Below are 18,128 nucleotides of genomic sequence, written 5' to 3' on the forward strand. Positions count from 1 at the left end.
TTCAAGTCCTGTCAGTTGACACTTGCTTTTCCCTACGTCCTTAGGCATAATTCTACATGTCCCAGGACAAAACAAAAGGCGCGGTGACAGATTGGCTATGTAACGGACTGCAAATCCGTTCAGGTTGGTTCGATTCCAGCACGCGCCTCCATCTTGCTTGCATCCAAGACAGACAAAACTGGATCTACATTCGGTTTTGAACACACAGAAAAAGTCGCCATCCCGGCGATTTTTTTATTCCTGTTTCCTGTGGGCCAAACCCTTGTTCGACGCGCTGCAGCCAAGCACTTTCATCGTTTTTGGCCTACCGTCCCAACTTGGCCTGCAATTTAACACAAGCAGGCGCGTGATCTGCGCAAAAAACCCTCTTTTTAGTGCCCTAAAAACATCATTTGGGCTCAAGTGCCTTTCAGGTCTTGAACCACATCTTTGTAGCTGCTACATGCAGATTATTTGGGAACAAACTTTCGCTCTGGAACTGTCTCCTTTCTACTACGACCTAGAACAAACAGGAGTTCAGACAAGCAATTTCAGCGATGCTCCAGCCCTGGCTTTAAAACCAGCACCCGGCTGGCGCTGATATGATGGCGGCATTCGCGCAGGCTGGCCCTTATCTTGTATGTTCCCAACAAGCTTCTGTCAGCACCTGCCCCGCTCATTACGATAAAACCGTGCCCCTACAGTTCTATCCGATTTATATAGATGTCTGACACCATGAAATTAACTACCTGGAACGTCAATTCCCTGAACGTCCGTCTTCCCCAAGTTCTGGATTGGCTGGCTGCCAACCCAGTAGACGTTTTGTGTCTGCAGGAGTTAAAGCTGCCTGACGAGCGCTTTCCCTTGGAGGCCTTTCAGGAGATCGGTTATCACGCCCACTGGGCGGGTCAGAAAACCTATAACGGCGTGGCCTTGATTTCCCGTGAGCCGGGTACGGATGTGCAGCGCAATCTGCCCAATTATGACGACCCGCAGCAACGCTTGTTGGCTGCCACCTACCCCTCCCCCGATGGCCCGGTGCGCGTAATCTGTGCTTACTGCCCCAACGGCCAATCGCTGGACAGCGACAAGTACGTCTACAAACTGGAATGGTTCGCCGCCTTGCACGAGTGGCTGGAAAAAGAATTGCAGCAGTATCCCCGTCTGGCCATTCTGGGTGACTATAATATTGCCCCAGCCGACCAGGACGTTTACGACCCCGCCAAATGGGTGGATGACGTTTTGGTCTCCCCACCGGAACGCGCCGCGTTTGAGCGTTTGCTGGCATTGGGTCTGCACGATGCCTATCGCCTGTTTGAGCAAAGCGGCAGCCCCTTTACCTGGTGGGACTATCGCCGTTTTGCGTTCCGTCGCGATGCCGGGCTGCGTATTGACCATGCCCTGCTATCCGATGCACTGAAGCCCCGTTGTACGGCCTGCGATATTGATCGCGATCCCCGCGCCAATGAACAGCCTTCGGATCACGCACCGGTCACCGCCACCTTGTCTTTTAGCTGACACACTCACTTCATTATGCAAATTCAAAGCCAAATCATTGAGCAGACTGACTCGACCTATGTGCTTGAGATCACCCTGGAAGAAGAGCACAAGATCTGGGCTTATCTGGCCATCAGCGAGCCGGATCTGGATGCCGTCGCCCAGATCGTCCCGCCCGAGCAATTTGAGGCCGGTGGCGATGTGCACGTGATGGCCATTGCCCAGCCCACCGATGCCCCCCAGGAAGTGGAAGAGGTTTTATTTTCCATGAACCCCAACGACACCGTCGTCTTTCTGTGCGCCGACGAGGCCAGTGTGATGGCCGTTTTGAATGAGTTTGGGCAAACCGACCCAAGCAGCAATTAATTCTTTTATAAAAATTTTCTTCTAGAGTCTGCTCTCCATGTCCACGAGCTATCCTGGCACTGTTTTTATGGTTGTCGCCCCCAGTGGGGCCGGCAAATCCAGTCTGGTCAACGCCCTCTTGGCCAACGATTCCAACATCATGCTATCCATCTCGGCCACCACGCGTGCACCCCGCCCCGGCGAGACCGACGGTGAGCACTATTTCTTTGTGGACAAGCCGCGCTTTGAGCAAATGTGCGCCGAGAACGCCATGCTGGAGTGGGCCCAGGTACATGACAACTACTACGGCACACCCCGCGAACCAATCCAGAAAGCCCTGAATGCCGGCCGCGACGTGTTGCTGGAAATCGACTGGCAAGGCGCTCGTCTGGCCCGCGAACATTTCCCAGAGGCGGTGGGTATTTTCATCCTGCCGCCTTCTTTGCCCACCCTGCAGGCACGTTTGCGCAAGCGCGGACAAGACAGCGAAGAGACAATTGCCCGTCGTGTCGAGGCTGCCGAGCATGAAATCGCCCATGTCCACGACTGTCAATATGCTATTATCAATGAGGATTTTGATACGGCATTACAGCAGCTATTGAGTATTGTGCAGGCCAGTCGTTTGCGCACTGCCACTCAGTCAGTACGGCATCGCCAACTCTTTCAACAATTAGGCGCAGATGCCCTGCTGAACCAGGGCTGATCTCCTTCTTATTTCTTTTTGATAACAGGTCTACTATGGCTCGCATCACTATCGAGGACTGCCTGGAGCAAGTCCCCAATCGCTTTAAGCTCACCTTGGCAGCCGCCTACCGTGCGCGCGAACTGGCTCAAGGCCACGAACCACGCCTGGAAAGCAAGAACAAGCCTACGGTTACCGCCCTGCGAGAAATCGCCTCCGGCGCAACCGGTCTGGAAATGCTGCGTAAAGTTCCTACCTGATAAGCACAGGCGGAGCACGGTATGGCATTTTCAGGTTTACGGGGCGCATCGTCTGGGCTGTTGGCCGTCCTTAAAAAAGGCTCACGGCTAGGTCGTCGCAAGCCTAAAGACAAAAACACCCCGGCGCTGGCACCCAGCGCTCCGGAAAATGCCAGCCCCCCGATTGCCTCGCTGGCTCCGCTTAACAAGATCATCTCGCAGTACCTGGACCCGAAAGATGTAGAGCGGGTACGGGAAGCCTACCGCTTTTCTGATCAGGCCCATCTGGGGCAGTTTCGTGCCAGTGGCGAACCCTATATCTCGCACCCCATTGCCGTCACAGAAATCTGTGCAGGCTGGAAGCTGGATACCGATGCTCTAATGTCGGCCCTGCTGCATGACGTGATCGAAGATCAGGACGTCACCAAGCAAGAGCTGGCAGAGAAATTCGGTACCGACGTAGCCGAGATTGTGGATGGTTTATCCAAGCTGGAACGCCTGGAATTTGCCACCAAGACGCAGCAACAAGCCGATAGCTTTCGCAAGATGCTGCTGGCCATGTCGCGCGATGTACGCGTCATCCTGATCAAGCTGGCCGACCGGCTGCACAATATGCGCACGCTGGACGCGGTCAAGCCTGAGAAGCGCCGCCGCGTGGCCCAGGAAACGCTGGATATTTACGCCCCGATTGCGCATCGCCTGGGCTTGAATGCGCTATTTCGCGAACTCCAGGACCGCTGCTTCAAAGCCATTTATCCCAATCGCTACAAGGTGCTGCACAAAGCCTTGCTGGCTGCTCGTGGCAACCGCCGTGAAGTCCTGAGCAAAATCACCGATGCCGTCAAGATTGCCTTGCCTGCTGCCGGGATTGATGCCGAAATTTCGGGTCGTGAAAAGTCGCTCTACAGCATTTTCTGCAAGATGGTAGAGCAGAAAAAGTCCTTCTCCGATGTACTGGATATTTACGGCTTTCGCGTCATCGTGCACACACTGCCTGAGTGCTATTTATCCCTGGGTACGCTACACCAGCTCTATCGCCCTGTGCCGGGTAAATTCAAGGACTACATTGCCATCCCCAAGGTGAATGGCTACCAGTCCCTGCACACCACCCTGATCGGCCCTTACGGTACTCCCGTCGAATTCCAGTTCCGCACCCGCGAGATGGATCACGTGGCCGAGGAAGGTGTCGCCTCGCACTGGCTGTACAAAGAAGACGACGTCACCCTGAACGATCTGCAAAAGCGCACACACCGCTGGTTGCAGTCATTGCTGGATATTCAAAGCCAGACGGGTGACTCCACAGAATTTCTGGAGCATGTCAAAGTTGACCTGTTCCCTGATGCGGTTTATGTCCACACCCCCAAAGGCAAGATTATTTCCTTGCCACGCGGTGCGACGCCCGTGGACTTTGCCTACAGCATCCACACCGATATTGGTAACCATGCCGTGGCGTCCAAAATCAATGGTGAGTTTGCCCCGCTACGCACGGAACTGAAAAGCGGTGACTCGGTGGAGATCATTACCTCTCCCGCCGCACGCCCCAGTGCCCAGTGGCTGAACTACGTCCGTTCCGGCCGCGCCCGTTCGGAAATCCGCCACTATCTGCGCACGGTTAAGTACGAAGAATCCGTAGCCTTTGGCCGCCGTCTGCTGGACCAAGCCTTTGATCAGCTAGGCCTGCCCCACGCCACGGACGACGATCCTAACTGGGATAAATTGGCCAAAGGCTCAGGCGCAGTATCCCGCGAAGAAATCTTGGCCGATATCGGTTTGGGTAAGCGCTTGGCCGCTGTCGTGGCCCGTCGTTTTGCTCCAGAAAATCCTTTGTTGGAAACCACGGCGGCTGAATTTGACGAGATCAATGCCAACACCTCGGCCCCTATTCTGATTCACGGCAACGAAGGCCAAGCAGTACAGTTGGCACCTTGCTGTGGCCCTTTGCCGGGCGACGCCATTATTGGTGGCATTCGCTTGGGTCACGGTCTGGTAGTACACATGGCCGAATGTGCCGTGGCACAACGCGCGCAAGCCAAAGAGCCCGAGCGTTGGGTACCAGTAATGTGGGACAGCAGTACTGCCCGTCACCTGTCTACCCGCTTGGATGTCACAGCTATTAACGAGCGCGGTGTTCTGGGTCGTCTGGCCGCCGAAATTACCGATGCGGACTCCAACATTCTGCATATTTCCATGCCGGATGAATCCGCAGCTACCTCGGTTCTGCATCTGACCGTTCAGGTCGATAGCCGTACTCACCTGGCCCGCGTGATTCGTTCTATTCGTCACGTACCGCAGGTTCAGAAGATTGTGCGTGTGAAAGGCTAAAGAGCTTATAGTCTGCGGCTTACCTACACCCCATAAAAACGCCTGCTGCTCCCAGCAGGCGTTTTTATGTGACCGCCTTTCATGACACGCTAAGCCGAAGTTTCACGTACATGCTCCTGCAAAGCCTGAATAAAAACTTCCATAGGTTCATGTGTGTAATCATCCTGCGGCAAGAATAATGACACAGAGGGCAAAGCAATTCCATCAAACGGCAGCGGCACAACCCGCACCACGCCCTGCTCACTGAACTGGCGTGCCGAGATAGAGCCCAACAAGACGAGTGCCTTGTTCTCGCGCAAGACGGCCAGATTCGCCAGAGTCAATGTCGATTCCAGCCGACAAGACGGTTCCTGATAACCTTGCCGGGCTAACCAGAAAGCCAAGGTACGGCGCAAAGGTGCACCTTGCGGCGGCAAGACCCATTCATAGCTCAAAGCGTCTGCCCAATCCAAGGCCGGTTTGGAAAAAATGGGATGCAGCGGGTCAGCCACCATCACAATGGATTCGTTATACAAGTGCAAGGTGTCGAAGTCCTCCAGATCCTGGCTGTCCAGCACCCGGCCCAGCACACAATCCAGACGCCCATCACGCAAGCGCTCCAACAGGTTGGCACTGCTGCCTTCTTCAATGCGAAGCACCACATCTTGACCGGCTGCTCGCATGGCCGCCAAAGCGCCAGGAATAAGCGCCCCACAAGCCGGTGACACCCCCACGCGCACGCGGCCTGTTGCGCCTTGCTGAGCCACCTGCACCTCCTCACTCAAGCCGTCCACCATGCCAAGAAAGCGCTGCGCGCGCAGCTCGAGAGCAGCACCCGCCGCTGTGGGGAGCACTCCACGGTTGGTACGCTCATACAAAGAAGCGCCAAGCAGGGACTCAGCCTCCACCAACAGCTTGCTGGCCGCAGCTTGGCTCATACCCATCACCGCCGCCGCATGCTTCAGACTGCCATGTTCACCCAAGGCTGCCAGCAACTCCAAATGCCGCAAACGGATGCGGCGTGACAAGGGGGGAAGATGGGCAGAACTGGCCGTGTCCGTCATATCACTGCACCTCAAAGCAAGCCGAACTGTGATCCATGAAATGGGCAAATAGCGCTACCCCCTGTTGCAGCACCGGGTCAGCCTGAACATGGGCACCTAACAACAAATACGCGGGCGCTTCAATGTCTGGGACATCAGTCAGACGCACGGGCATCAAAACACCCATCTGCTGAAACCAAGATGCCTGTGCGGCAGGTAACCACGCCAAGACATCGGATTGAGCCACCACGGTGCTCAACGCCTGCCCGGCAGGTAATATCCAAAGATTGACTGCTGCCTCTATGCCTGCTCGCACCATCCAGCTCTGCAAAGCCCGATGAAACGGAGCTCCCGCTGTGGGCAAGATCCAATCCAGTGCCTGTACGTCCTGGAGACTCAAAGACGTACCCTTTACCAGCAAGGGATGACTCTTCCTTAAAACAGGCACCATGCGATTGCTAATAGTCCGCAGCTCCTGCTCTCCAGGCTCATCCAGCACTAAAGCATCCAGCTCTGCATTTTGTAGAAGCTGAAGTCCCAGCGGCTGGGAGTCCAACTCCACCAAGCGCAAACTCAGGGGCTGTGACAGCCGCCACCGTACAAAGGCCTGCCCCAAGGCCATGCCATGCAAGTCCGAGACATACCCTATTTTCAGAACGGGAGCCTCTTTTCCATGGCGCCCTATGCCGTGATCAAGCAGGTCCAGCAGATGCTCCACACGACGCAAAACCAGCCTCCCCAGCGCCGTTGCCGCTATCCCCTGACGACTACGCAAAAATAAGGCTGAGCCCATCCCAGCCTCGATCTCGGCCAGAGTCTTGCTGACTGCTGATTGCGTCAAGGACAAATCTCGCGCCGCACGGTGAATGCTGGCATTACGCCCCAAAGCGCTCAGAACCAAGAGCTGGCGTGGTTCCAGACGCTTCACAAGGCCAAGAAAAACGAGAATTGAACACAGTTTCTGGTATTCATCAGAGTTATAGCAAAACCTTAATTTTTCATTAACTGGGAATAGATGGCCGAGCATACCATGGACTTCATGTTCAACAGCCACCGGATTTTTCCTATGTTTTCCCTTAAAACCTTGTTGGTCAATCAGGCTCCCTTAGCCTGTTTGTCGGTCAATGGAAAGGATTACTCCATTGCCGCGCTGAGCCAGCGTCTGGGTGCTCCGCCACTAGCCGACAGTGTGTTCAATCTGCTTACGCAATGGGAGCAAAACCTGCCTAAGCTGGCCGCTCTGGCAGAACAGGCCGCTGCACAAACTGATCTGGCTTTAACCGTCACGGGTGCGACCCTGCCTCCCGTTCTGTACCCCGGCAAGATGTTGTGTGCAGGCGCCAACTACTACGACCACCTGAAGGAAATGGGCGTACCCGCCGAGAAAAAAGACCAACGTCTGTTCTTCTTTTTCAAGCCGGCTCGCCAAGCCGCCATCGGCGACGGTCAGCATGCCCCCATCCCCAAAAACTGCCAAAAATACGATTGGGAAATTGAGTTGGCTATGGTCATCGGCAAACAAGCCAAAGACCTGACTCTGGACAATGCCATGGAACACGTGGCCGGCTACACCATTGCCATTGACTTGTCGGCGCGCGATTTTGCCCGCGCCCCGGAGCAGTTCTACAAATTTGACTGGGTTGCCGCTAAAGCCAATGACGCCAGCTGCCCCATCGGCCCTGCCCTGGTACCGGCCTGCTTCGTCAAAGAACCACAAAACCTGAATATGACGCTAGAGCTGAACGGCCAGATCAAACAGGACGCCAATACCTCCGGCATGATTTTTGACCTGCGTGAACAGCTGGTTCGCCTGACAGAGACCATGACGCTGGAACCGGGCGATGTGGTGCTGACTGGCACCCCAGCCGGAGTGGGTGCCGCCAGCGGCCACTTTCTGGCCCCTGGCGACCAGTTGCGCGCCCATATCAGTGGCCTGGGCACCTTACACACCACGATTACCTAAACCTCTTTTTCATCTATCAGGAGATCATCATGAATATCGAACGTTTTCACCAAAACAAAAATATGAGCAAGTACGTCATCCACGACAAAACAGTTTATATGTCTGGCCAAGTCGCGATGGATCCCTCGGGCTCGTTTGAAGAACAGCTACATCAAATCCTGAATCAGATTGACGTTCAATTTCAGGAAATCGGAATAGACCGCAGCCACATTCTGCGTGCCATGATCTGGATTGACGACTATCAAAAATGGCCTGCGCTGAACGAGATCTGGAACGCCTGGATTCCCGCCGATAACAAACCTGCCCGCTCCTGTGTGGAGTCCAAGCTGGCCTTCCCCCAATACCAAGTAGAAGTTGAAATAACCGCCGCACTCTGATCCCAGACCAGAGCGCATCACCCGGGAGACATCATGAAAAAAAATAAACTATGTTTGGGCGCAGGCATCATCGCTTTCTTGCTTAGCACAGGGCTGACGGGCACCGCACAAGCCGACTCCGTACAAGCCGCCCGCATTCTGGTTGGCTTTCCTGCTGGGGGCAATGTGGACCTGGTAGCACGGCTGATCGCACCAGACTTATCCAAAGCACTGGGGCGACCAGTCATCGTGGATAACCGCCCCGGTGCCTCCGGACGGCTGGCGATCAATCTAGCAGCCACTTCAGCCCCCGATGGATCGACGTTTATTTTGACTCCCGGCGTGGCGCTTAGCCTGTATCCACACACCTTTACAGAATTGCGCTACGAGCCCTTCAAAGACCTGGCACCCATCAGCAATGCCGTTAACTGGAACCTGGGACTAGCCGTTCCTAGTAGCTCGGGCATAAACAGCTTTGCAGACTATATCCAAAGCGTGAAAGCCGATCCAAACCAGACATTTTTCGCCAGCTCCTCCACAGGTAGCGGCCAGCATCTGGCCGGCCTATACCTGGGCCAGACCCTGGGCGTAGCGCTTGAACACGTAGGCTATAAAGGGGCCAGCGAAGCCATTGTGGCGCTGGTCGGCGCGCAAGTCCCGGCGGCCGTCCTGAATATTGGGGAGTTGATTCAGCAGTCCCAAGCGGGCAAGGTCAAGGTGCTGGCCTTATTTGACGGCCAACGAGACCCTTTGCTACCTGATACCCCCTCTATTGCCGAGCTGGGCTATCCCCAGCTGAAGGTCAACGGGTGGCTGGCATTCTATGCTCCTGCGGGTACGAAACCGGAGCTTATTCAGACGGCACAAAACTCGATTGCCACGACGCTCAATAATGAGGCTGTCAAAGAAAAGCTGCGTCTGGCGGGCATGCAAAGTGCCAGCAGCACGCCGGAAGAGCTGGATATCAAAGGCAAACAAGAGTCTGAGCATTGGCAGAAGGTGACCAGAAGTCTGCCTAACTTCAACAAGTTTTAAGCCTGACACGTTTCAAGCCGGATAAACATTCAGCCTAAGGGCTTCTATGCAAAGCAGGTCTTAACGGACTTTGGGATCAAACCGGAAGCAAGAGAGCGTGCTTCCGGACAAAAACCGGCAAGGTCTGGACACAGGTCACAAAGTCGCCTTACACACCCACGTAAGCGACGCACAGACCGTAAGCCAGCACGCCTGCCAATGTTGAGCCCGCAATACCACCCGGCCAACGGCGTCCCAACAGCACCCCTGCCAAACCGGCCAGCAACGGCGGTAAGTCCAGCGACATCTGCTCGGGGCGCAACAAGGAGATTAAAGACACGACTAGCAAGGCCACGACACCAGCCGGACCAATAGCACTGAACAAGCGCGGCCAGATCGAGACACGGCTCGGGTCCGCTTTAGCTTGACGTCCACCCAAACGCAAAGGCAGATAACGAATCAAAAAAGTGCCCAGGCCAGCGAGCACAATCAAGAGCAGAAAACCCCAATCCATTTCGACTCCTTAAGCGCGGCGCAAGGCCATTAAACCACCTGCCAGCATGCCCACAATAATCGCCAGATATGAAGGCAACAGGGTCATGGCGAGTACAGCACCCAAGGCCGCCGCCATCAAAACCGGTAATGGCGCCGAACGGCGAATTTCCAGCAACAAGGCAAAAAACAGGGCGGGCAGGACAAAGCCTAAGGTTTTCTCCAGTACGGGAGATTGCCCCAACAGGTCACTAGCAAAAAATGCGCCTAGCGCGGTCCCCAATACCCAAGACAGGTAAGAGCCCAATTGCAGACCGCAATACCAGGACTCTTGCTCCTGAGCTGGTTGGCGTGCCACACCAGCCGCAGAAGCGGCAAAGACTTCATCCGTCAGGCCAGGAGCCATCAACAGGCTGGATACCGTTCTAGGCCCGCTAAAAAAGCCCATCAAGGTCGGGCCGTAAAAAACATGACGCAGGTTCATGAGCAGCACAATGCCCAAGATACTGGGATAGGCAGCGCCTGCGACCAGCAGACTGATCAAAATAAACTGGCTGGCTCCGGCATACACAATCAGGGAAACCAGAACCGCTAGCCAAGGCGACAAACCAGCATGAACCGCCGTCAGGCCAAAGGAGATGGCTACCGGCACATAGCCTAGTGCAATAGACGCACTGTCTCGTAACCCCCGTCGATATGCCGAGCCAATAATCATGAAAAACCTTAAACGCCTGCTTAGGGCTGGAAAGCGCCAATAAAAATAGCGGGATCAACCCGTGCATGATTCAAGCTGACGTTCCAGTGCAAATGCGGGCCAGTCGCCCTGCCAGTAGCACCAGAACGAGCCACAATATCGCCTTTGCGCACGCTATCGCCCACCCGTACGTCAAAAGCCGACAAGTGGCAGAACATAGTGATCAAGCCCTGGCCGTGGTCGACAAAAACGGTTTTACCGTTAAAAAAGTAATCCGCCACGATAGTGACGATGCCATCGGCTGGTACTTTGACGGCAGTGCCCGTTGCTGCGGCAAAATCCAAACCCGAATGTGGATTACGCTCTTCACCGTTGAAAAAACGGCGCAGACCAAAAGGGCTGGTCAGTCGACCGGACACCGGTTTTTCAAAAATCACATTGCTGGGCCCTTCGGTACGGAAGCTGGCATACGCCTGCATCTGCTCTTCGTACTCACGCTCAAAACGTGCTTGCTGCTGCGGATCAGGATTCACATGGGCTTTATTTTTCAGGGTAATGCGCTGCTCGCGATACCGCTTGCTGCCTACCTGAAAAGTCACGGTGGACTGCCCTTGCACCGACACACTTTGCGAGCCGGGCTGCGTTTTCAGATCCAGCCCAACAATCGCTTTCCAGCGCTGATCGGCATCCTGAATCACCAAAACACGATGGCCGTTAAAGTGCACCACCGGGGCCCGAGAACCTGCCCCCAGGTCCAGCACAGCCACGCCACCCGGCACAGGCCTATTCAGGCTGCGTTCGATAAAGGTGCCCTGAGGAGCGGAATGCGCCCACCAGGGGGCCGTCAGGCCCCAAACAGTTGCGGCGCCTAAAAGGCGCCGCCGTACTTGGGAAGTTTCAGAATAACTCATCAGAATGCTCTTTAAAAAACACCCTGGAGCGACTGCGCTCCAGGGTTACAGGTTCTGACCTTAAAAAGACTTACTCGCTATCGCCGCTGGCTGTCAGTTCTTTTTCTGCTTCTGGCAGGAACTGAACTTTTTCTTCAACACGCATGGCCTGCAAAACGGCCTGAGTCTCGGTACGGGCCATCGCTTGATTGAGCTGAGCCGTCAACATTTCCAAACCAGGGTTACCAGCCTTGCCGGGCTCATGGCTCAAAATCTGTACCACGGTGTAGCCCTGTGGCTGACGATCACCCACATAAGCAGGCAACTTGTCGACAGGATTGGCCAGCACTTTATTCAACAAGGCCTCGTCCATCTCGGGGAATTCTGCACGGCTAACAGCAAACTGAGCCGAGAATCCTTCAGGTGTTGCGCCTTCGCTCAATTGCTTCAGGTATTCTTCACCAGCCTGCACGGCCATCGCCACGGTTTTCTCACGGCGCAGGTTTTCTTGTGCAATGGTGCGCACCTTGTCCAGACTGGGCACATGGGCAGCTTTCACGTCCACCACACGCAAGGCAATCAAGGTGTCTGGTGAGACTTCAATCACCCCTGCATTTTTACGCGATGCCAAAGTTTCTGGATTGAACAAAGCCTGACGTACGCGGCTGTCGTCCAGCACAGCGGCCTCTGGGCTTTTGGCAGCAGCCAGTTCACCGTCAACTTGCGAGGCTGGAATCAGGCCTTGGCGCGTAATGCCCTCGGCTTGTTGCACATTCAGGCCCAAGGCGTTGGCGGCCGCTTCCAGATTGTCTTCGTTGTCGTAGACCAGATTGGTCAGCTTGCTGGCCATATCGGCAAAACGCTCAGACGCCAACTGCTTGCGCACTTCGTCCTGCACCTTGCTGCGGGCCTGTTCAAACGACTCACCCTGCTCAGGCTGAACTTCGTTGCTCTTGAAGATGTGGAAACCGTTAGGACCTTCGATCACGCCAGAAACGTCACCTTTGGCCAAGGCGAACACGGCACTTTCCAACACGCTAGGCCAGGAGCCTTTGCTGATCCAGCCCAGCTCGCCGCCTTCACGGGCGCTGCCTTCGTCCTGGGAGTTGTCGCGTGCCAGATCGGCAAAACCGGCCTTATTGGCCTGAGCCTTTTCTGCCAGTTCACGAGCCTTGGCTTGAGCCGCCTCACGCTCGCTATCCGAAGCACCGGCAGGCAGTGTCACCAGAATGTGGCTGATGTTCACACGGCCGGGCTGCACATAGCGGGCCTTGTTCTGTTCGTAGTATTGCTTGAGCTGATCTTCGGTAGGCGTGGCCAAATTGGTGGAGGCTGCCGCTTCGTTCAAGAGCAGGTATTCCACTTTGACTTGTTCGGGCAATTCCAACGATTGCTTATTGGCATCGTACCAAGCTTGCAAATCGGCATCGCTGATCTGAACGGTAGCTTCAAAATCGCGGGCCAGGAAATTGCGAGTGCGCACGCCACGCTCTTCGGTCAGGGCAATTTCCAGTTTGTTCATCACGCTGGGCAGCATGGAAGTACTGGCCGCCACTGGACCGAGCACGCGTTGCAGGGCCAATTGACCGCGCTGGCTTTGCTCGAAGTCACGGGTATTGATACCTGCCGAGGCCAGGACCTGGCTATAAAGCGCTGGCGAGAACGTGCCGTTTTCCTGAAATTCAGGCATGGTGGCAATATTGTCGCGCAGCGCGATATCGGACACGTTAAAGCGAGCCGCAGTGGCCACTTCAATTTGTACTCGCTGATCAACCAGGGATTCCAGCAACAGACGACGGCTCTCTACGCTGTCGGCCTGGGCCAGGTCAAAACCGGAAGGATTGGTACGCTGCATCTCGTCGAGCTGCATGCGGCGCGCACGATCGAATTCCTGGGAAGTAATGGCGCTATCGCCCACTTTGACAATATCGCTATCGCCAGAAACATAGCTGGAGTAGCCGCTGACGCCGATCAGTACAAAAGACGGCAAAATCAGCACTAACAGCACCAGCTGCATGACGCGTTGGTTCTTACGGATAATCTCGAACATTAATCATCACCTACTTTCGCTTGCAGCAGGGTGCTGCGGGCGGCGCATCAGGCCGGAGAGCCCGGCTCGGCCTGAAAATATACCGTGTTTGGATCAAGTGTGTTTGACGTAAACTGTGGCTTCATTAAGCGAGCCCTACGCTGCGCAGGTGCTAGCGTCATGGGTGCCTGATTCGGCCTAGGATCGGATTGTAAATCCAAAACCGTAACCGTACAGTGTACAGCCCCGGTTAAAATAGTACATTGGCTTTTTATCACGCCTCTTGCGAGTCCGCCATGCCTTCAATGAATCATCACTGGCCCTACCCCGCGTTGATCGCTCACCGCGGAGCGGGTAAGGTTGCCCCGGAAAACACGCTGGCCGCCATGCGAATAGGGGCTCAGAACGGTTTTCACATGATGGAGTACGACGTCAAACTGAGCCGTGACGGGGTTCCCGTGCTGCTGCATGATGATGAGCTGGAACGCACCTCCAATGGCCAGGGGCTGGCTTCTGCGCTGACTTTCGCCGAACTATCCACCTTGGATTTTGGGGCCTGGCATTCCACCGCTTATGCGGGCGAACCTATCCCCACCTTGAACTCGATTGCCGCCTTTACCCTGGCCAATCAAATTCACAGCAATATCGAAATCAAACCCACTACAGGCGACGAAGCGCAAACGGGCCGTTTGGTGGCCTTGGCAGCGCGAGCTCTCTGGGCCCAGGCCAGCTTGCCGCCTTTGCTGTCGTCCTTCTCTGAAGTCGCCCTGCAAGCGGCCCACGAGGCTGTTCCCACCCTGCCCCGTGCCTTACTGATCGAAGAAGCTGTCCCCGCCGACTGGCCCGAACGCCTCGAACGCCTGGCTTGCATGGGCCTGAATCTGAATGATCGTTTTGTAGACCAGGCTTTGATACAAGCCATACGCCAGGCAGGCTACACCGTGGCCGTCTGGACGGTGAACGATGCCGAAAGGGTGCGTGAGCTGCTGGATTGGGGCTGCAATGGCGTTTTCACTGATAAAGTCACTACCATTCGTCCCGACACTCTTTAAACCGTTCCATCCCAGGATTTCTCTTGTTCAGTTACCGTCACGCCTTTCATGCTGGCAATCATGCGGATGTGCTCAAGCACGCCACCTTGCTGCATATCTTTACCTACTACGCCCAAAAGGACAGCGCTTACAGCATCATCGATACGCATTGCGGTGCGGGTATTTATGATCTGGAACACGATTGGGCACAGACCAAAGGCGAGTTCTACGACGGCCTGGATCGAGTCTTGCAACAAGACCATTACCCTGAACTCGTCGAGCAGTACCTTGATGCAATTGCAGACCTCAACCCCGATGGCACGGCACGTTATTACCCTGGCTCCCCCTGGCTGGCTTTAGAGCGCTTGCGCCCGCAAGACAGCTTTCACGGCTTTGAGCTGCACCCGTCTGAATTTGAGATTCTTAGCGAAAACGTGGCGCAACTGTTTCCAAAAGGCAACCGTCGGGTACGCCTGTATCCAGACAATGGATTTGAACAGTTGGGACGCTTGCTGCCGCCTCCATCGCGGCGCGCCATTGTGGTGATGGACCCCTCTTACGAGGCCAAGGCTGATTATCAGCAAGTGCTGACGAGCGTGAAAAATGCCCTCAAGCGTTTTGCTCAAGCCTGTATTGTGGTGTGGTATCCCATTGTGCAACGACCCGAAGTGCAGGTCTTGCAACGCAAGCTGGAGCAACTGGATACGCCCTGGCTACATGTCAGCCTGTCGGTTCGTGCTCCGGCCAAAAATGGTTTGGGTTTGCATGGCAGTGGCTTGTTCATCAGCAATCCCCCTTGGACGCTGCTCAACGCACTGGAACAAAGTCTGCCCTGGTTAACAAAAACGCTGGCCCAGGACGATAGGGCCAGCTTTCAACTTCATCACTCGGGGCTGTAAGCCGCCCCTTGTTCCTTAGGCCAGGCGCTCGGATTCTTTCATGTAGCGCCACTGGCCCACTGGCAGATCACCCAGTACCAGCTCCCCGATACGCACACGCTTCAAGCCCACGACTTTCAAGCCGACCAGCTCGCACATGCGGCGAATCTGGCGTTTTTTGCCTTCGCGCAGCATAAAACGCAGCTGGTCGTCATTCTGCCAGGACACTTGGGCGGGCAGCAAAGGTTTGCCATCCAGGCTCAAGCCGTAATTGAGCAGTTCCAGACCGCGTTCGCTCAGCTTGCCGGTAACACGGACCAGATATTCTTTGTCGATGACCGAGTCTTCGCCAATAATCTGCCGCGCAATACGACCGTCCTGAGTCAGGATCAGCAAGCCGGTGGAGTCAATATCCAGACGGCCAGCCGGTGCCAGACCACGCAAATGCGAAGGGTCAAAGCGCTGGCCGCCACGGCCGCCTTTGTACTGAGTCGAGGCGCTGATCAAGGACACGGCATTGCGATAACCCGCTTCGGCCTGCCCCGATACATAGCCCACGGGCTTGTGCAACAAGATCGTGGCACGTTGGGTCTGGCGCTGACGCGCTTGTTTTTCCAATGTGATTTTCTGATTGGGGTAGGCTTTGCTCCCCAGTTCAGAAACGGTTTCACCGTCCACACGCACCCAGCCGCGCTCGATAAAAGCATCCGCCTCACGGCGTGAACACATGCCGCGCTGGGCCATTAATTTTGAGATACGTTCTTTTTCCATGAGCGCTATTTTATGGCTTTGGCGATAATACAGGACATGAAATTTCCCTCCAGCACAAAAAAACCCTGGCATGACCGGGTTCACCCCTCCGCCACCCAGGCTCAAAAGCACTGGCTTCACCGCCCTGGAGCCCTGACAGCCGGTCTGCGCCGCCTGGGTAAAGTCCATCTGGAAGTCGTCAGTGAATATGCTTGCCGCTTGAACCCTCAAGAGGCCGCTTTGATTCAAAAGCCGCCAGGCACGCTGGCCTGGATACGTGAGGTGTCCATGGCGGTTGACGGAATCCGTTGTGTTATTGCCCGTAGTTTCACGCCCCTGCCCGCTTCTCAAAGCGTCTGGCAAGGCATACGGCGGCTGCGCAGCCGCCCCTTGGCGGACATGCTTTATAACGATGCCCAGATACAACGTTCGGCCTTTTTAAGTTGCCGTTTGAATCGCGGCATGAGCTTTTTTCGTACCATAGAGCGCGCTTTAGCGAACACCGACGAGCCTGTTCCCGATGCCCAACAGATTTTGTCGCGCTGTTCCGTCTTCTGGCGACATGGTCAGCCGCTCTTGGTGGCCGAATCCTTTATGCCAGCCTTCTGGACTCCCGGTGCTACACTGGTTTAGCTGAAATTCAGCATTAACTAATAAAATAAAGTTATATACCGAGCCAAATCATGTCCACGCCAGCCGATCAGAGTCGCCGCAACGCCTTTATTCTTTCTGGAATGCAAGCACTGGGCGGGGCTAATCCCGCACTGGTGGTCGCTCTGAGCAGTCTGGTCGGCCAGAAAATGGCCAGCAGCACGGACTTGGCAACCTTACCGGTGGGCATTTTCAACCTGGGACTGGCCATCGGTATTTTGCCAGCCGCCTATCTGATGCGCAGACTGGGCCGCCAAGGTGGCTACATTATTGGTGCACTGCTCGGTGTGGGTGCAGGTCTGCTCGCCGCTGCCGGTATTTACAGCCTGTCTTTCACCCTATTCTGTGTGGGCACGCTATTCGCTGGCCTCTATGCCTCTTACGTGCAAAGCTACCGTTTTGCCGCCGCAGACCATGCCAGTGAGACGTTCAGACCCAAGGCGATTTCCTGGGTAATGGCGGGAGGCCTGCTGGGGGCCATTATTGCAACCCAAACCATTATTCATACCCAGGACATCTGGCCCGAACATCCCTTTGCTGCCGCCTTCCTGGCCCAGGCTATCCTGGCCGCCCTGGTCTTGCCTTTTGCCTTTGCCTTGCGTTTAGGGCGCGGCACCCGTAATGAGGTGAAAACGCCCTACACAGGTCGCCCTTTGCGCGAAATCGCCTCCAATAGCTACTTCTTGATTGCAGTGCTGGCCGGGGTTGCTTCCTATGTGCTGATGAATTTTCTGATGACCGCCTCGCCATTGGCCATGGTGATGCACGGCCACAGCCTGAAGGAATCTACCCTGGGAATTCAGTGGCATATCCTGGCCATGTTTGGCCCCAGCTTCTTTACCGGCAATCTGATCAAACGCTTTGGCAAAATCCCCGTCACGTTTGCAGGCGTGTTGCTGCTGGGTCTGGCCAGCATCGTGGCCCTGCTGGGCATGACGGTGCCGCATTTCTGGTTCAGCCTGATTTTGCTGGGTCTGGGTTGGAACTTCGGCTTTATTGGCGCCACTAATATGGTGGTGGACTGTTATCGCCCCGAAGAGCGTGGCCGAGTGCAGGCTTTGAATGATTTCATCATCTTCACCTGTGTCGCCCTGTCGTCCTTTACCTCCGGCCACGTGCTGGCTGTCTACGGCTGGTATGGCGTCAATACCTGGACCCTGCCTGTTTCGGCAGTGGTCATGCTGGCTTTGGCCTGGTTGTACTTCAAGAACAAACGGCAGCCCTACTTCGCCCGTTAAACCGCTGACAAACTAAACGGCCCCCGAATCCTGGCGATAGCTCCAGGATTCGGGGG

19 protein-coding genes and 1 tRNA gene are annotated in these 18,128 nt (G+C 55.5%); 13 read left to right on the plus strand and 7 right to left on the minus strand.

From position 1 onward, the window contains the following. The first annotated feature begins 77 nt into the window (after positions 1-77). From IE156_RS01080 to IE156_RS01105, 6 genes are all read left to right on the plus strand, one after another. Positions 78-151: transfer RNA gene (locus tag IE156_RS01080), tRNA-Cys, on the plus strand. A gap of 563 nt (positions 152-714) precedes the next feature. Continuing rightward, on the plus strand, positions 715-1,497 hold the full coding sequence (gene xth / locus IE156_RS01085) for an exodeoxyribonuclease III (RefSeq protein WP_189390654.1): 783 nt from the start codon (positions 715-717) through the stop codon (positions 1,495-1,497). Positions 1,498-1,512: 15 nt separating this feature from the next. Then, positions 1,513-1,842, plus strand: coding sequence for a hypothetical protein (locus IE156_RS01090; RefSeq protein WP_189390655.1), 330 nt, complete (start codon positions 1,513-1,515; stop codon positions 1,840-1,842). A gap of 37 nt (positions 1,843-1,879) precedes the next feature. Then, a complete protein-coding gene (gene gmk, locus IE156_RS01095) occupies positions 1,880-2,524 on the plus strand; it encodes a guanylate kinase (protein ID WP_189390656.1) in 645 nt (214 codons plus the stop codon). A 35-nt stretch (positions 2,525-2,559) separates the two neighbouring features. Further along, complete coding sequence (rpoZ, locus tag IE156_RS01100; protein WP_003799665.1) at positions 2,560-2,763, plus strand: DNA-directed RNA polymerase subunit omega; 204 nt, start codon at positions 2,560-2,562, stop codon at positions 2,761-2,763. Positions 2,764-2,784: 21 nt separating this feature from the next. Beyond that, a complete protein-coding gene (locus tag IE156_RS01105; protein WP_189390657.1) occupies positions 2,785-5,064 on the plus strand; it encodes a RelA/SpoT family protein in 2,280 nt (759 codons plus the stop codon). An 89-nt stretch (positions 5,065-5,153) separates the two neighbouring features. Here the strand turns inward: IE156_RS01105 and IE156_RS01110 are convergent, their stop codons facing one another. Both IE156_RS01110 and IE156_RS01115 read right to left on the minus strand, forming a co-directional pair. Beyond that, positions 5,154-6,107, minus strand: coding sequence for a LysR family transcriptional regulator (locus IE156_RS01110; protein ID WP_189390658.1), 954 nt, complete (start codon positions 6,105-6,107; stop codon positions 5,154-5,156). Between the two features lies 1 nt (position 6,108). Next, complete coding sequence (locus IE156_RS01115; RefSeq protein WP_189390659.1) at positions 6,109-7,014, minus strand: LysR family transcriptional regulator; 906 nt, start codon at positions 7,012-7,014, stop codon at positions 6,109-6,111. Between the two features lie 138 nt (positions 7,015-7,152). On the opposite strand from IE156_RS01115, the gene IE156_RS01120 reads away from it, so the two are divergent. From IE156_RS01120 to IE156_RS01130, 3 genes are read left to right on the plus strand one after another with little or no spacing between them, the layout of a single operon-like run. Next, entirely contained in the window at positions 7,153-8,049 is an 897-nt protein-coding gene (locus IE156_RS01120; protein ID WP_189390660.1) for a fumarylacetoacetate hydrolase family protein, read from the plus strand. Between the two features lie 29 nt (positions 8,050-8,078). After that, entirely contained in the window at positions 8,079-8,426 is a 348-nt protein-coding gene (locus tag IE156_RS01125; RefSeq protein WP_189390661.1) for a RidA family protein, read from the plus strand. Positions 8,427-8,459: 33 nt separating this feature from the next. After that, on the plus strand, positions 8,460-9,440 hold the full coding sequence (locus tag IE156_RS01130) for a tripartite tricarboxylate transporter substrate-binding protein (protein ID WP_189390662.1): 981 nt from the start codon (positions 8,460-8,462) through the stop codon (positions 9,438-9,440). 148 nt (positions 9,441-9,588) lie between these two features. Here the strand turns inward: IE156_RS01130 and IE156_RS01135 are convergent, their stop codons facing one another. The 4 genes from IE156_RS01135 to IE156_RS01150 form a co-directional block, all read right to left on the minus strand. Further along, the gene (locus IE156_RS01135) at positions 9,589-9,933 is read right to left on the minus strand and encodes an AzlD domain-containing protein (protein WP_189390663.1); all 345 of its coding nucleotides are present in this window, start codon (positions 9,931-9,933) and stop codon (positions 9,589-9,591) included. 9 nt (positions 9,934-9,942) lie between these two features. Continuing rightward, complete coding sequence (locus IE156_RS01140; RefSeq protein WP_189390664.1) at positions 9,943-10,626, minus strand: AzlC family ABC transporter permease; 684 nt, start codon at positions 10,624-10,626, stop codon at positions 9,943-9,945. A gap of 20 nt (positions 10,627-10,646) precedes the next feature. Next, positions 10,647-11,516 carry a M23 family metallopeptidase gene (locus tag IE156_RS01145; protein ID WP_189390665.1) on the minus strand — a complete coding sequence of 290 codons (870 nt, stop codon included), beginning with the start codon at positions 11,514-11,516 and terminating at the stop codon, positions 10,647-10,649. Positions 11,517-11,586: 70 nt separating this feature from the next. Beyond that, entirely contained in the window at positions 11,587-13,545 is a 1,959-nt protein-coding gene (locus IE156_RS01150; protein WP_189390666.1) for a SurA N-terminal domain-containing protein, read from the minus strand. 284 nt (positions 13,546-13,829) lie between these two features. Between IE156_RS01150 and ugpQ the strand changes: the two genes are divergently transcribed. Together ugpQ and IE156_RS01160 are read left to right on the plus strand one after the other, a co-directional pair. Then, positions 13,830-14,576 carry a glycerophosphodiester phosphodiesterase gene (ugpQ, locus tag IE156_RS01155; protein ID WP_189391350.1) on the plus strand — a complete coding sequence of 249 codons (747 nt, stop codon included), beginning with the start codon at positions 13,830-13,832 and terminating at the stop codon, positions 14,574-14,576. Positions 14,577-14,599: 23 nt separating this feature from the next. Further along, positions 14,600-15,454 (plus strand): 23S rRNA (adenine(2030)-N(6))-methyltransferase RlmJ, encoded by an 855-nt coding sequence (locus tag IE156_RS01160; protein WP_189390667.1) that lies wholly within the window; start codon positions 14,600-14,602, stop codon positions 15,452-15,454. 15 nt (positions 15,455-15,469) lie between these two features. Here the strand turns inward: IE156_RS01160 and IE156_RS01165 are convergent, their stop codons facing one another. After that, a complete protein-coding gene (locus IE156_RS01165; protein WP_189390668.1) occupies positions 15,470-16,204 on the minus strand; it encodes a pseudouridine synthase in 735 nt (244 codons plus the stop codon). A gap of 36 nt (positions 16,205-16,240) precedes the next feature. Between IE156_RS01165 and IE156_RS01170 the strand changes: the two genes are divergently transcribed. Together IE156_RS01170 and IE156_RS01175 are read left to right on the plus strand one after the other, a co-directional pair. Next, a complete protein-coding gene (locus IE156_RS01170) occupies positions 16,241-16,816 on the plus strand; it encodes a chorismate--pyruvate lyase family protein (RefSeq protein ID WP_189390669.1) in 576 nt (191 codons plus the stop codon). A gap of 50 nt (positions 16,817-16,866) precedes the next feature. Next, a complete protein-coding gene (locus tag IE156_RS01175; protein ID WP_189390670.1) occupies positions 16,867-18,072 on the plus strand; it encodes an MFS transporter in 1,206 nt (401 codons plus the stop codon). Positions 18,073-18,128: the final 56 nt, after the last annotated feature.

It is taken from the genome of Alcaligenes pakistanensis (assembly GCF_014652815.1).
GTDB lineage: Bacteria > Pseudomonadota > Gammaproteobacteria > Burkholderiales > Burkholderiaceae_B > Alcaligenes > Alcaligenes pakistanensis.

What these genes read in the sequence shown, in the direction of transcription:
- xth (WP_189390654.1), top strand. Translation starts at nt 715, where the DNA reads ATGAAATTAACTACCTGGAACGTCAATTCCCTGAACGTCCGTCTTCCC.
- IE156_RS01090 (WP_189390655.1), top strand. Translation starts at nt 1,513, where the DNA reads ATGCAAATTCAAAGCCAAATCATTGAGCAGACTGACTCGACCTATGTG.
- gmk (WP_189390656.1), top strand. Translation starts at nt 1,880, where the DNA reads ATGTCCACGAGCTATCCTGGCACTGTTTTTATGGTTGTCGCCCCCAGT.
- rpoZ (WP_003799665.1), top strand. Translation starts at nt 2,560, where the DNA reads ATGGCTCGCATCACTATCGAGGACTGCCTGGAGCAAGTCCCCAATCGC.
- IE156_RS01105 (WP_189390657.1), top strand. Translation starts at nt 2,785, where the DNA reads ATGGCATTTTCAGGTTTACGGGGCGCATCGTCTGGGCTGTTGGCCGTC.
- IE156_RS01110 (WP_189390658.1), bottom strand. Translation starts at nt 6,107, where the DNA reads ATGACGGACACGGCCAGTTCTGCCCATCTTCCCCCCTTGTCACGCCGC.
- IE156_RS01120 (WP_189390660.1), top strand. Translation starts at nt 7,153, where the DNA reads ATGTTTTCCCTTAAAACCTTGTTGGTCAATCAGGCTCCCTTAGCCTGT.
- IE156_RS01125 (WP_189390661.1), top strand. Translation starts at nt 8,079, where the DNA reads ATGAATATCGAACGTTTTCACCAAAACAAAAATATGAGCAAGTACGTC.
- IE156_RS01130 (WP_189390662.1), top strand. Translation starts at nt 8,460, where the DNA reads ATGAAAAAAAATAAACTATGTTTGGGCGCAGGCATCATCGCTTTCTTG.
- IE156_RS01135 (WP_189390663.1), bottom strand. Translation starts at nt 9,933, where the DNA reads ATGGATTGGGGTTTTCTGCTCTTGATTGTGCTCGCTGGCCTGGGCACT.
- IE156_RS01140 (WP_189390664.1), bottom strand. Translation starts at nt 10,626, where the DNA reads ATGATTATTGGCTCGGCATATCGACGGGGGTTACGAGACAGTGCGTCT.
- IE156_RS01145 (WP_189390665.1), bottom strand. Translation starts at nt 11,516, where the DNA reads ATGAGTTATTCTGAAACTTCCCAAGTACGGCGGCGCCTTTTAGGCGCC.
- IE156_RS01150 (WP_189390666.1), bottom strand. Translation starts at nt 13,545, where the DNA reads ATGTTCGAGATTATCCGTAAGAACCAACGCGTCATGCAGCTGGTGCTG.
- ugpQ (WP_189391350.1), top strand. Translation starts at nt 13,830, where the DNA reads ATGAATCATCACTGGCCCTACCCCGCGTTGATCGCTCACCGCGGAGCG.
- IE156_RS01165 (WP_189390668.1), bottom strand. Translation starts at nt 16,204, where the DNA reads ATGGAAAAAGAACGTATCTCAAAATTAATGGCCCAGCGCGGCATGTGT.
- IE156_RS01170 (WP_189390669.1), top strand. Translation starts at nt 16,241, where the DNA reads ATGAAATTTCCCTCCAGCACAAAAAAACCCTGGCATGACCGGGTTCAC.
- IE156_RS01175 (WP_189390670.1), top strand. Translation starts at nt 16,867, where the DNA reads ATGTCCACGCCAGCCGATCAGAGTCGCCGCAACGCCTTTATTCTTTCT.